This window comes from Mucilaginibacter litoreus, assembly GCF_042676805.1.
Taxonomy (GTDB): domain Bacteria; phylum Bacteroidota; class Bacteroidia; order Sphingobacteriales; family Sphingobacteriaceae; genus Mucilaginibacter; species Mucilaginibacter litoreus.
On sequence record NZ_JBHTHZ010000003.1, the window covers coordinates 82,986 to 94,991 of the forward strand.

A 12,006-nucleotide genomic window follows, 5' to 3' on the forward strand; every position below is an offset into this window, starting at 1 on the left:
TGCAATATATGAGAGTACTTACTAATACTGCTTTAGTGGTGTTGGGTTTAGGTGTTATGCTTAGCAGCTGCAGTAAAAAAGAGCAATCGCAAAAAACCGGCATGACCTATAACGACAGGAGCAATGGCGGATATCTGCGGTTTAAGCAAACTCATCCTACGCCGGGCCCCGGTCTTGTACCTATTGAAGGCGGTACGTTTGTATTGGGTGGCAGTGCCGATCAGGACGTAATGTATGAATATAACAACGTTCGTCGCAGGGTAACCGTACCTTCATTTTACATGGATGAAACAGAAGTATCTAACCAGGACTGGCTGGATTACCTGCACTGGATAAATATTACTTTCCCTACAGACCGCGAACTTTATTATAACGCACTGCCGGATACGCTGGTATGGCGCAGGCCTTTGTCATACAATGAGCCTTATGTAGATAATTACCTTCGTCACCCCGCATTTCAGGATTACCCTGTAGTGGGTGTTACCTGGGACCAGGCGCAGGAGTATTGCCAATGGCGTACCGACCGTACCAACGAAAATATTTTGCGCGAACGCGGGTACATGGTTACCTGGAAAGATAAAGCCGGTAAAAACGGCCAGGGCGCTGCTACGGCAACCGCCGGAACAGGGGCCGACCAGCCTTTTAATACCGATATGTACCTTAATGGGCAGATACGCGGACAGGGGATAGACGGTAAAAATATGAAGCCCGACCTTAACCCTAATGCCAAGGCTACCGGAACCGGTAAAAACGGACGCGCGGTAAGGCCCATACGTATGGAAGATGGTGTACTTAAACAGGGTTACCGCTTGCCATCTGAAGCTGAATGGGAGTACGCCGCACTTGCGCTTGCAGGCAATACCCAGTTTGAAAACATTAACGATGGTAAAGTATATCCATGGAATGGCCTGGGCGTACGCTCACCAAAAAGCAAAACCCGTGGTTTAATATTAGCCAACTTTAAACGCGGAAGCGGTGATAACGCCGGTGTTGGCGGCGGCCTTAACGATAAGGCCGACATTACAGCTCCTGTACGTTCTTATGAACCTAATGATTTTGGTTTGTATAACATGGCAGGTAATGTTAACGAGTGGGTGGCTGATACTTACCGCCAGACTTCTTTTGAAGAAGTGGAAGATTTTAACCCTTTCCGCGGTAATGAGTTTACAAACAAACGTATGGCCGACCCTGAGAAAGGCTTGTATGCAAAGGATAAATACGGCAGGCCAATTAAAGACCCTGCACGTTCTAATAAAAAACTATCGTACAGCGAAATGATTGCACAGCAGCAAGCACAGGCCGCCGGGGGTAACCAGCAAGCCCCGCAAACAGATAATGCCAATGGCGCGGCCCAGCCTGGGGCATCTGCCGCGTTGCCTGGTACAAAAGATCCGCTGGCAGGTAAAGCATATACTGCCGATTACAGAGGGTATAATGACACGGTTAACACCAGCCTTTACGGTACTACAACGCTGGTTCATGACCGCTCAAAGGTATACAAAGGCGGCTCATGGAACGATATGGCCTACTGGCTAAACCCTTCAACCCGTCGCTACATGGATCAGGACCAGTCAAGTGCCGAGGTGGGTTTCCGCTGCGCCATGACCATGGTGGGTGCCCCAGAGATCCATCCGGAAGGAAAACCGCATTTACCGGTTAAAAAAGCCAAACCTTACAAGGCCCGATAATCAGAATTAATTACAAACCTATATAGCCGCTCCGTAAAAGGGAGCGGCTTTTTTGTTTTTTCAGTTTTATAATTTCCGCATAACCTGTTAATAATCAATTAAATGTTAACAAATAAATCACCGCTCTTTAACGTTATTAAAATAATTAATCGCTTATTTTTATAGACCTGTTACGGGTCATTAATAAAAATTAACTAAAACCTATTTTTTATGACCTGGAGAAAATTTAGCGGAGAGGTGATCCAGACACCAATCCTGGAAGAAGTTGAAGCTGCCATTGAACGGGAAACCAACCTGGGTAACAAACTAAAAGTTTGCATCGGTACTGATTCGCAGGTAAAGGGCGCATTTACAGATTTTGCTACCGTAATTGTTTTTATACGCGAGCAGCGCGGGGCTTTTATGTTTATACACCAGGAGCGTACCTCGCAAAAGATGTCTATTAAAGAACGTATGCTGCACGAGGTGCAAAAATCTATCGACATTGCCTATAAACTTTGCGACCTGCTGGATCTTTATGATGTTGACCTTGAAGTACACGCCGACATCAACACCAACCCTATGTTTAAAAGCAACCAGGCCCTGCACGAAGCTATGGGGTACATACTAAGTATGGGCTTTGTATTTAAAGCCAAACCAGAAGCGTTTGCCAGTTCATGCTGCGCAAATAAGATGGTGCAATAGTGATAACTAAATTCGAATAACGGATATTGAATGATGAATGCAGAATAACTTCTGTGTTCAATATTGGTAATTCGGTGTTCAACATTAGTGTATTTTGCTTCTTCATCTTATATTTGGCTTATAACCCAACAAGCCTATGTCTCCGCTGATTGAAATTACCGATGCGCGGGTTTTTGACCCATCGACCATATTGATTGATGTACGTGCAGGTGCAAATGCGCACGAACGTTATTTACAGGGCCATTTGCCTAATGCCATTTTTGCTACCCTTGATGATGACCTTGCTGCCCACCCGGCCAACCCGGCCATTGGCGGCAGGCATCCGCTGCCGTCTCTTGAAGATTTTGCGCAAACCTTACAGCGCTGGGGCATTACACCCGACAGCCATGTAGTAATATACGACGATAAAAATGCAGCGATGGGCGGCGCCAGGTTATGGTGGATGCTCCGCTCGGTAGGCCATACTAACGTACAGGTTATTAACGGTGGCTTAAAGGCAGCTACAGACGAAGGTATTGAGCTAAGTACCGAAGAATATAAACCTGTACCTGCAACCCAGCCTTACCCTGTAGCAAGCGAGTATAAAAATACCGTAGATATTGAGGAAGTAAAAACAGCTGCCAAGGCCGAAGGCCGCGTGGTGATAGATGTACGCGAGGGCGCACGTTACCTTGGCCATACCGAGCCATTAGACCTGATTGCAGGGCACATTCCCGGCGCGGTTAATCTTTTCTATAGCAACACCCTGTCCCCTGAAGGGAAGTATCTGACAGCCGAAGCACTTAAAACATTATATAATGACACTATTGGCAAGGCAGATCCGGAAGATGTTATCGTTCATTGCGGATCGGGTGTTACGGCCTGCCATACGCTTTTAGGGATGGAGCACGCCGGCATAACAGGCCCTAAGCTTTATGTTGGATCATGGAGCGAATGGAGCCGCCGCGACTTGCCTATTGCAACGGAAAAATAATTGTTTGATTGTTAAGTGTAGTATTGTTGATGATAAGGATTACCGAAATAATAAAGTAATACAGCCACCTGTTGGCGGAATTAAAATAATTAAAAACAAGTTCCACTTGGGCATATTTCCCAAAACCTGTTTTCTTCATCAACTCCCTCGAGTTTAGTTAATCTATTATTGATAGAATCGTGATCAAGTTCACCTATTATCGTGGTAGATAACTTTATTATAGTGATTTTGTTATCAGCCCAGAAAATACAAGCAAATTTATCAAAAATTGAAAAGGTTGGTCCTCCGAGTTGGATATTCAATTCGCTTCCTGTCATGAATTTAACATCAACGCGATAGTATTTAGACCAATAACCGTTTGAAAGACGATATTTTATTTTACAAGTTTGAGTATAATGTGCGCTAACGTTGTTGATAAAAAGTAAACAAAGAAGGAGAGTAGCAATTATTCGTTTCATTGTAATAAGGGTTATTGCCATAGCCCCTATTTGGCGGTTTTATAATAAGAAGCGCGGGGCCTCACCGGACACCAGGCCCCGCCAAGAGCCCACATACGAGTGATAACCCCACGCTGTTGCGTATGGCAAATCTCGGCTCGTATGATTTCAGGGATTCGATTTTGGCGGGTTCGGTGTCCTGAACGAGTTCGCTTATTAAAATTGTACCAAATATATAAAACACCCGGGCAAATGCACGTGCGTTTTATATATTAGTAGCATGGAAAATTTAATCACCAAAAGCTCACTAAATGACTTCACTGATAGAGAGTTATTAGAACTAATTTTAGCTAATCAAGTCAAAGTTTTTAGACACCTGAAAAGATTGGAAGATGATAATAGCGTTGAAGCACATTATTCAGATTCATTTGGAGCTTTAGCAGAAGATGCAAATTCTATCTTAGAGCAAATAGACGAATATCTAAAAAATCAGTAAAAAAGAAAGTCTTATAAACTCATTTTGGCTTTTAGTTTTTCAATGCCAGGCACAAAGTTTATTGCAATTGGATTTTTTGTTTCTAAGATCGATCTTTTTAATAAATTAAACACATCATCAAATTCAGATTCTGTTAATCCTGAAATTATAGGAGCAACTTTTGAGGCAATCAAAACTGCTTTATGGGCTTTTGCTTTACTTAATGATTGAGTCTTAGGAAGGTTATTCATACCAAAACAAATTACTGATTTATACTGCTTAAACGAACCTATTTGATCTTTGGTTGCATTATTTATTCGAAGCAATGAATTAAATGACTCGACAGCAAGTGGCTACTTTAATGCATATTTAACTTGACCAATCGGTTTACCGTTGATTTTATTGATGTACTGCAGCAGCGTAAGGCCCGTAATCTTTGATAGTATTCGAGTTCTATACCCATAGAAGCTCTTTGCATAATTGCGCTGTATCATAAACTGATCGCACAGCTGGGAAAACACAGTTTCAATACGCTTGCGAATTTTTCTTAGCTGATAGATTAGTTTGGTTTTATCTCTTTGATTACTGCGTAAAGGTGTTTCAAGGCAAATAGCAGACTTTTCAAAAAGTTCTGTTTTTAGTTTGCTATTTATATACCCCCTGTCTCCAGTTATTAAACAGTTCTGCAATATATTGCTTATGTCTTTTAGAAAATGTATGTCATGCACCGATGCCTTGGTCAGATCTACGACATGAATAACCCCTGATGGGTTACAAACAGCATGAAGCTTATAGCCAAAGTAATATTTACTTTGAGAGGCACAGTAGCCCTTATCAGGGGCAAAATACTGTCCGTCTGCCGCCATCTTGTTACGCGACATACGTGAAAGTTTACATAATTCTAAAGGCATAGAATCAACAGCATAGACCTCATTGATAGCATTAAATTCGTTCGTTAATGTCTGCCTTACATTCTCTATGTACTTAAATAAATTTTTGCGGCGATCATTATACTGCCGCCTGCTAATCAGGTGAGGAAAGCTCTCTTTATAATTTGCGTTTAACTTATTGAATAATAAGTTCTCGCTATCTATTGACAGGCATTCGGCTGTTAAATTTAAAACTACAACTTCAAGGTCTGAAAATTTAGGTTTTGGACCTGGTCTTAAAATATTTTCTTCAATAGCCAGGCTATTGCCCCAATGTTCTTTTAGGACACGCATTATTTTATCAAAAGTTGCTTTGATACAATGCATGAAGAAAAATTTGGACGTACCCAAACTTTTCCTTTATTTTGTGACAAAGGCAAAGAGGTGGCCGTCCGGCTAAAAAGTCGGTGTTTAATTGGTCTGGAAACCGTGTTAGTTAAAAAGCGATCACCTCGTAAAGAATTAAAAGCTACTGTTCCACCAGTAGCTTTTTTTATTTCTTAACAGGTATAATGATTGTATCTATACCATATCTATTTCGTTTAAAGTTTAAACGCTAAATATAGTAATTGCGAAATTTTTATTAAAACGCTAATAAAATAAACTTTTTATAAATTATTTATAATTTATCTGTAATTTATTTATAATATATTTAATAATTTAAATTAATTCCGCCAACGGGTTACAGCCATTAAACAATATAACAATTACCTGTACCATCTGTTATCTCTTCGTGAAAACATACGCCTTAAAGTTTAAGCAAAACATTCCCATCAGCATTGATGAGGCCTGGGATTTCTTTTCGTCGCCACTTAACTTAGCGAAGATCACCCCGCCGGATATGCGTTTTGTGGTAACATCCGACTACACCACCGAGACCAAAATGTACGCAGGGATGATCATTACCTATAAGATATCGCCCCTGCTTGGCATCAAAATGAACTGGATGACCGAAATAACCCACGTAGCCGATAAGCAGTATTTTGTAGATGAGCAGCGGTTTGGCCCGTATGCGCTGTGGCATCATCAGCATCATTTCAAAGAAATTCCCGGAGGTATCGAGATGACCGATATACTGCATTACGCCATTCCGTACAGTGTGATTGGCACCATAGCTAACAACGTTTTTGTTGGTAAAAAAGTCCGGAATATTTTCACTTACCGAACCATAGCAATTGAAAAGATGTTTGGTAAAATGAAATAAGGCCTATAAACCTGGAACTTGTGCGATTCCTTCCTCGGGGAAGGAGGAGGTAGGGGCAAATCAGCGATTAGTTCAACAGAAAGTTGACGACCCTCCCTGCCATCACAAGATCCGCAGCATCCCTCCCAAGGGAGGATTTAAGTTAAATAACTTATTTACAGTACTGCTGCATTTGCGTTATTGCTGCTTTAGATCCCATCGTTGCCGCTTGTTTAAAATCTGTACAGGCATTGGTTGCATCCTTGATATTGATGCGTGCTTTACCACGTAACAGGTATATTTCAGGATTTTTTGGTTCGATGTGTACAGCGTAGTTAAAATCGGCATTCATACGTTCGGTATCGCCTAAAAAACTGCGGGCATAACCACGCCATGCAAAAGCAATGGTATTTTCAAGGTTGATGAATACTACGCTGTTAAAATCGTCTACCGCGCCTTGATAATTATTCATCGCAAGGCGTATCTGCCCTCGAATAAAATAGGCGTCTTCCTGTCCGTCGTTTATTTTTATACCCTTAGCGATATCTGCCAAGGCACCGTTGTAATCCTTTTGATCAAATTTTGCGCTGCCACGGTTAAAATAGGCTAAAGATGATGTTGTGTCGACCTTTAAAGCAGTATTATAATCAAGCATAGCGCCCTGCAAGTCGCCCGTATGTTGTTTGGCTACACCGCGGCCAACATAGAAGTTGGCATTTTTGCCGTTCTTTGCAATCAGTGAATTAAACAGGGGGATACTCTCGGCATAAAAACCAGCCCTTATCAATGATTTCACGTACCTGTCGCGCAGGTTGTCATCATCCTTGTCAATGGCAGCTATCTTTTTATAGTCGGCCAGGGCTCCATCACGGTCATTCACTTTGATACGTACTTCTGCTCGTTTCAGTAAAGTTTCAGGGTCGGCCGGGCTGTAGCTCAAAGCCTTGTTGTAATAACCCAGTGCGCTATCATAATTATGCCTGCCGGCGGCAATATTACCCAACAACACGTAAGAATAATCATTAGAAGGATTCATCTTGATACCCTGATCCAGATCGGCCAGTGCAGCGGTTGTATCTTTCAACTCCAATTCGGCACGGGCACGGCTTACATAGGCGTAAGGATTTTTACTATCCAGCTCAATAGCGCGGTCGGCATCTTCCCGGGCTTCGTCAAAGTTTTTAGCACTAAGCTTCAGGTCGGCGCGGTTCTGATAGGCCTCTGAGCTTTCCTTCAACTCAATTGACTTATCAAAATCGGCCATAGCGCCTTCTTTATCGCCCAGGTTATATTTAACCAAACCATCATATAAATAAAGGTCGGCATTATCAGGGTCCTGTTTTATGGCTTCTCCAAAGTAGCCTAAAGCGCCTTTTTTATCGTTTACATTGCTTAAGGCATTAGCCAGGTACCTGTACAAATTAGGCAGCTTGGGGTTAAGTGTAATGGCTTTTTTATAGTCGGTGATAGCAGCGTTGTAATTCCTGATATTATTATATGCGTTTCCGCGATAAAATACAGCCTCGGCATTTTTAGGATTTAAGGCCAGTGCTGCGGTGTAATCGGTGATAGCTCCTTTATAATCGCCTATGTTGCCCTTGGAATTGGCACGGTAATAAATCAGGTCGGAGTTTTTTGGGTCGAGCCGTACAGCAATGTCATAATCAGCAATAGCGCCCTCGTTATCTTTTAGGTTGCTTTTAGCCACCCCACGATATTCATACAGCGAAGCGTCTTTGGGGTCTAAAGCTATGGCTTTGATAAAATCATCAACAGCACCCTGATGGTCGCCCATATTAGCTTTGGCATTGGCCCGGTAATGATAGGCGTCAGCCGATGGTTTCATGGCAGTGGCCTTATCAAAATCAGCAATGGCCTGGCTGTATTTGCCTTGTTCGCTATAGATATTTGCCCGGTATAAATAAGCCGCTGCATTTTGCGGGTCGTACTGAATAGCCTTGGTATAATCGGCTACGGCATTATCCCTTTCTTTAATATTGTTATAAGCGTTGGCGCGGTAAAAATACGCCCGGGCATTATTGGGCTCCAATTGGATGGCCTTGCTAAAATCTGTAATGGCCTGTTTGTAATTTTTTAGGTTGGCTTCAGTATTGCCTACGCCGATGTAGGTTTCTGCATTCTGGGCGAAACAAAAGAAAGGTAAAAACAGAAATGCTATGACTAATCTGGTCATGATAATGATTATCTGAAAGGCTTAATTAATATTGATGCCGAAGCTGTGGTACCATCACCGGTGTTACGCCCGTTTATAAAGTGGCCACCGGTCAGGAAAAGCGAAAAACGCCGGCTCATGGTAAGACCATAAGTTATGGATGCCTGGTTAAAGGCAAAGTTTTTATTTGTTGCCTGTATAGGCGAAAATTTGGTAAACGTACTCGACGAATAAAATCCCCCTAAAGAAACAGATACCTGGTGCCGGAACTTCCTGTCTAAAGTTAATCCGAACGTACCGGTATACCTATCCTGCGTGGGGCCATCCGGGCCAAAATACTGGCGTACGCCATTCTCTAAGGTGAAATAGTAATTTTTGCCTAACACTTTTCCGCTTCCGGCAAAGGCAAACTTTATTTCCGCGCCTTGTTCGCGGTACCCAAGGCTTAAGTCTTTATAAAGCGGCGTTATGTAAGTGCCTTGTACTGTAAAGTAATAGATATAATTAATGTTGGCAAGGTAATAACGCAGGCCTATCTCCAGGTCGGTCAACCCCGAACTGATGGTTTTTGCTTTGTTATCTTCATAAGTATTCTGTACATAAGGCAGTAATACAGCTAATGTCCACCTGCGGCTAAGGCCGTATTCGGCGTATAATGAAAAGCCTAAAGAAGTGAACTTTCCGTTCTCGGGGAAAGGATTTTTACGACGTAGCGAATCCCATCCCTTATTGGCCGAAAAATAGCTGAACGATGGCGATAACAGCAGTCGTTTTGGCCGCACGGGAAAGCCGCCGGCGTAACTGTGGCCGTAAGCCATCGCCGATATGCCAAGGGAAAGGAGTAAAAACTTTAAATAGGTTTTAAGTACAATCATTTCATCTGTTTAAAATAATGCAAACGCATCGCGCATCCAACGCCCTTCCAGGTCTTTATAAACCTGGCTTACCTCGTGACCAAGATCTTTAAATACCAGCAGCCTTTTTTTACCCGGAATTACATTATAGGTAGCATATTCATTATAAGGCGGGGCATAAGGGTCTAACAACCCGATGCCCATAATAGTGGAACATTTTACGCCCTGCGCAAAGTTTTTACCATCATAGTAATTGAGGTTGCCAAGCACCTTATCGAAAGTAAGCCCGGGCTGTGTGCGTACATACTTTTTCATGTCGTTAACCGGCCAGGTAACTTCTCCGTCGAGGTTATTTACATCACAAAGGATAGGATTTTGTGCCGAGCACAAATTCACCCTTCTATCTAAACTGGCGGTGGCCAGCGCAAGATAACCGCCCATACTACCCCCAGATACCAGTATATTATCGTGTTTCAGGTTTGGTTGAGCGTAAATAAAGTCGATAGCCCTTACGCAATCCATTATTACGCCGCGCATTACGTAATTGTCGCGGTCTTCAATACGGTAGAAGATAAACTCGTCACGGCGAGTATCTATAGGACCACGACTGTTGCCCTGCCCGCGTACGTTCAGTGTTATTATAGCCAGGTCTTCGTCTAAACCTGTAATGGGCAAAAGGTTTACCTGGTAACCCGGCAAGCCCAGCAATACCGAAAATTTGCGGCCCTTATCATTAGTTTTAGGTACTGTCATCCATCCGCGCACCGTATAATTGCTTAACGACTGCATTTCGATCAAGTAAACATTGCGGTTATCAGTATTCATCCTTGGCATTGGCGTTACCTTAAAATTAGGCTTCACTTGTGCCAGCTCTGCCTTAGCTTTGTTCCAGAAAGCGTCGAAATCTACAGGCTTTTGATAAGGTGAGCGTATCTCTTCAGGGCGTATGCCAAACACGCGGCGGGTAGTATCGTCATACTCGGTGATATTTACCATAAAGTTCACCTTGTAAAAACCACTTTTAAGCGATGGCAGATCGAAGCTGTATTTTTGCGACGACTGCTTACCCATATTAACCTTTTGGGAAGCTGTCTTCAACGTTTTGCCACGTTGTGTAATGATGTACGATACCGTACCGGTTTGTGGGGTATTTGTAGGGTTTTTTACCTCGAAGGTATAGCTGGCATGATCATTAAAAATGGCGTTTTTACTGCCTGCAGTAAGCACAGTTGAAATGTCCTTGTCTGCCTCGTCCTGCGCAGCGGCATGGTTGAAACCGGCAGATAATATCAATATAAAAACGGTTGTGAATATCTTATGTAGTTTAATCAGCATTATTTATTATAGCTATGCTTTTATTGCCTCAGATTTGTTTTCGGGATTGCGGCGGCTGTTCTTTATTAAGAAATCCGACTGCCGAATATAATGATTAAGCGGTTCTTCAACCAGCTTGAACAACAGTATGGCCACGCCGTTCAGTATGATAAAAGCATACAGAACGTTCAGGTTATCATACTGAAAAGGGGAGTTCCAGTCCTTACCCCATTTATCGTAAAGCTCAAATATATCATCGTTCCATTTGTTAAAGTAATGTAGCAGGAAATTATACATATAGCCCAGGTGGATCAGGTAAAATATATATGAACTTTTTCCTAACAACTGCACAAAGTTGTTGCTCAGAATCTTTTTAAGGATAGTGCCCTCGGTAAGCAGGCCATAAAAAAACAACGCGATGGAGGCTGCCAGCAAATAATTATTAGTAAAAATACCCATTGGATGATGCAGGCCGGCTACTTCTCCTTTGGGTATGGACAGTACCGACATAATGCCCGCGCAAATAAAAATCATCAGAAAGCCAAGATAAGTATACCATGTTTTGGCTTGCCCATCTATTTGAGCCTGACGTTTTTTTACTATCATGCCCAGTTTTATCCCGGCAAAGAACTCAAAGCAACGCCCTAAAAAAGTATACAGGAACATAAAAGTAAAATTGCCGAAAAAGCCGTACCAGTTTACGTTTCTGAACAGCAACACCAGCAATACCCCAAACAGCGTTATAACAGCCCACTGCAGCCAGAACTTATTATATTTTTTTGCGAAGTAGAATATAAATGGCGCCGAAAAGTAAAAGCATTCCTCAACAGTCAGGCTCCATCCCTGGGCTATGCCTGTAAACTTAAGCTGGTCGAAAAAACCGCGCACAAAGGTTACGTTCATTAAAAACAAACCTGTAGGGCTGCCAAAGCCGTTGGTTACTTTTTGATCATGGGTGAAATAATAAGCAATAAAAGCACCGGCCGTCAGTAGAAAATACATGGGGTATATGCGCGCCACACGGTTTTTAAGATACTGCCTAAACCAATTACCGGTTAACTTAAAATTATCAAAATACCTGAACGCAATTAAAAAACCCGACAGCACAAAGAAGATGGTTACCCCAATATGGAACTCGTTAAGAAAACGTTGCACAGCATGTGGAAAATTTTCATCAAACGCGTAGGCATAATGCGATATAAATACCAGATAAGCTGCCAACGCGCGCACGCCTGTTAACGCCGGGATGTAGTTTTGTAAAGGTTTTTGAGCCAAAACAGATACTTTAAATTAATT

At 42.4% G+C, this 12,006-nt stretch carries 12 protein-coding genes; 5 read left to right on the plus strand and 7 right to left on the minus strand.

Annotation, left to right across the window (positions count from 1 at the left end):
• The first annotated feature begins 8 nt into the window (after positions 1-8).
• From ACFQZX_RS06240 to ACFQZX_RS06250, 3 genes are all read left to right on the plus strand, one after another.
• Positions 9-1,688, plus strand: a complete 1,680-nt coding sequence (locus ACFQZX_RS06240; protein WP_377112681.1) for an SUMF1/EgtB/PvdO family nonheme iron enzyme — start codon at positions 9-11, stop codon at positions 1,686-1,688.
• A gap of 210 nt (positions 1,689-1,898) precedes the next feature.
• Complete coding sequence (locus tag ACFQZX_RS06245; protein ID WP_377112684.1) at positions 1,899-2,372, plus strand: ribonuclease H-like YkuK family protein; 474 nt, start codon at positions 1,899-1,901, stop codon at positions 2,370-2,372.
• A gap of 136 nt (positions 2,373-2,508) precedes the next feature.
• Positions 2,509-3,345 carry a sulfurtransferase gene (locus ACFQZX_RS06250; protein ID WP_377112687.1) on the plus strand — a complete coding sequence of 279 codons (837 nt, stop codon included), beginning with the start codon at positions 2,509-2,511 and terminating at the stop codon, positions 3,343-3,345.
• A gap of 89 nt (positions 3,346-3,434) precedes the next feature.
• On the opposite strand, the gene ACFQZX_RS06255 is transcribed toward ACFQZX_RS06250, so the two are convergent.
• A complete protein-coding gene (locus tag ACFQZX_RS06255; protein WP_377112690.1) occupies positions 3,435-3,803 on the minus strand; it encodes a hypothetical protein in 369 nt (122 codons plus the stop codon).
• Positions 3,804-4,062: 259 nt separating this feature from the next.
• Here ACFQZX_RS06255 and ACFQZX_RS06260 point away from each other — a divergent pair, with 259 nt between their 5' ends.
• On the plus strand, positions 4,063-4,278 hold the full coding sequence (locus ACFQZX_RS06260) for a hypothetical protein (RefSeq protein WP_377112693.1): 216 nt from the start codon (positions 4,063-4,065) through the stop codon (positions 4,276-4,278).
• An 11-nt stretch (positions 4,279-4,289) separates the two neighbouring features.
• On the opposite strand, the gene ACFQZX_RS06265 is transcribed toward ACFQZX_RS06260, so the two are convergent.
• Together ACFQZX_RS06265 and ACFQZX_RS06270 are read right to left on the minus strand one after the other, a co-directional pair.
• Positions 4,290-4,508, minus strand: a complete 219-nt coding sequence (locus ACFQZX_RS06265) for a hypothetical protein (RefSeq protein WP_377112696.1) — start codon at positions 4,506-4,508, stop codon at positions 4,290-4,292.
• Between the two features lie 102 nt (positions 4,509-4,610).
• The gene (locus tag ACFQZX_RS06270; protein WP_377112699.1) at positions 4,611-5,513 is read right to left on the minus strand and encodes an IS982 family transposase; all 903 of its coding nucleotides are present in this window, start codon (positions 5,511-5,513) and stop codon (positions 4,611-4,613) included.
• A gap of 406 nt (positions 5,514-5,919) precedes the next feature.
• On the opposite strand from ACFQZX_RS06270, the gene ACFQZX_RS06275 reads away from it, so the two are divergent.
• Positions 5,920-6,390: an SRPBCC family protein gene (locus ACFQZX_RS06275; RefSeq protein WP_377112701.1), complete on the plus strand. Its 471-nt coding sequence runs from the start codon at positions 5,920-5,922 to the stop codon at positions 6,388-6,390.
• A 151-nt stretch (positions 6,391-6,541) separates the two neighbouring features.
• On the opposite strand, the gene ACFQZX_RS06280 is transcribed toward ACFQZX_RS06275, so the two are convergent.
• From ACFQZX_RS06280 to ACFQZX_RS06295, 4 genes are read right to left on the minus strand one after another with little or no spacing between them, the layout of a single operon-like run.
• Positions 6,542-8,563: a tetratricopeptide repeat protein gene (locus ACFQZX_RS06280; RefSeq protein WP_377112704.1), complete on the minus strand. Its 2,022-nt coding sequence runs from the start codon at positions 8,561-8,563 to the stop codon at positions 6,542-6,544.
• An 8-nt stretch (positions 8,564-8,571) separates the two neighbouring features.
• Positions 8,572-9,417 (minus strand): hypothetical protein, encoded by an 846-nt coding sequence (locus tag ACFQZX_RS06285; RefSeq protein WP_377112706.1) that lies wholly within the window; start codon positions 9,415-9,417, stop codon positions 8,572-8,574.
• Positions 9,418-9,426: 9 nt separating this feature from the next.
• Positions 9,427-10,731 carry an acetylxylan esterase gene (locus tag ACFQZX_RS06290; RefSeq protein WP_377112708.1) on the minus strand — a complete coding sequence of 435 codons (1,305 nt, stop codon included), beginning with the start codon at positions 10,729-10,731 and terminating at the stop codon, positions 9,427-9,429.
• Positions 10,732-10,743: 12 nt separating this feature from the next.
• The gene (locus ACFQZX_RS06295; RefSeq protein WP_377112710.1) at positions 10,744-11,985 is read right to left on the minus strand and encodes an acyltransferase family protein; all 1,242 of its coding nucleotides are present in this window, start codon (positions 11,983-11,985) and stop codon (positions 10,744-10,746) included.
• Positions 11,986-12,006: the final 21 nt, after the last annotated feature.

What these genes read in the sequence shown, in the direction of transcription:
- ACFQZX_RS06240 (WP_377112681.1), top strand. Translation starts at nt 9, where the DNA reads ATGAGAGTACTTACTAATACTGCTTTAGTGGTGTTGGGTTTAGGTGTT.
- ACFQZX_RS06245 (WP_377112684.1), top strand. Translation starts at nt 1,899, where the DNA reads ATGACCTGGAGAAAATTTAGCGGAGAGGTGATCCAGACACCAATCCTG.
- ACFQZX_RS06250 (WP_377112687.1), top strand. Translation starts at nt 2,509, where the DNA reads ATGTCTCCGCTGATTGAAATTACCGATGCGCGGGTTTTTGACCCATCG.
- ACFQZX_RS06255 (WP_377112690.1), bottom strand. Translation starts at nt 3,803, where the DNA reads ATGAAACGAATAATTGCTACTCTCCTTCTTTGTTTACTTTTTATCAAC.
- ACFQZX_RS06260 (WP_377112693.1), top strand. Translation starts at nt 4,063, where the DNA reads ATGGAAAATTTAATCACCAAAAGCTCACTAAATGACTTCACTGATAGA.
- ACFQZX_RS06265 (WP_377112696.1), bottom strand. Translation starts at nt 4,508, where the DNA reads ATGAATAACCTTCCTAAGACTCAATCATTAAGTAAAGCAAAAGCCCAT.
- ACFQZX_RS06270 (WP_377112699.1), bottom strand. Translation starts at nt 5,513, where the DNA reads ATGCATTGTATCAAAGCAACTTTTGATAAAATAATGCGTGTCCTAAAA.
- ACFQZX_RS06280 (WP_377112704.1), bottom strand. Translation starts at nt 8,563, where the DNA reads ATGACCAGATTAGTCATAGCATTTCTGTTTTTACCTTTCTTTTGTTTC.
- ACFQZX_RS06285 (WP_377112706.1), bottom strand. Translation starts at nt 9,417, where the DNA reads ATGATTGTACTTAAAACCTATTTAAAGTTTTTACTCCTTTCCCTTGGC.
- ACFQZX_RS06290 (WP_377112708.1), bottom strand. Translation starts at nt 10,731, where the DNA reads ATGCTGATTAAACTACATAAGATATTCACAACCGTTTTTATATTGATA.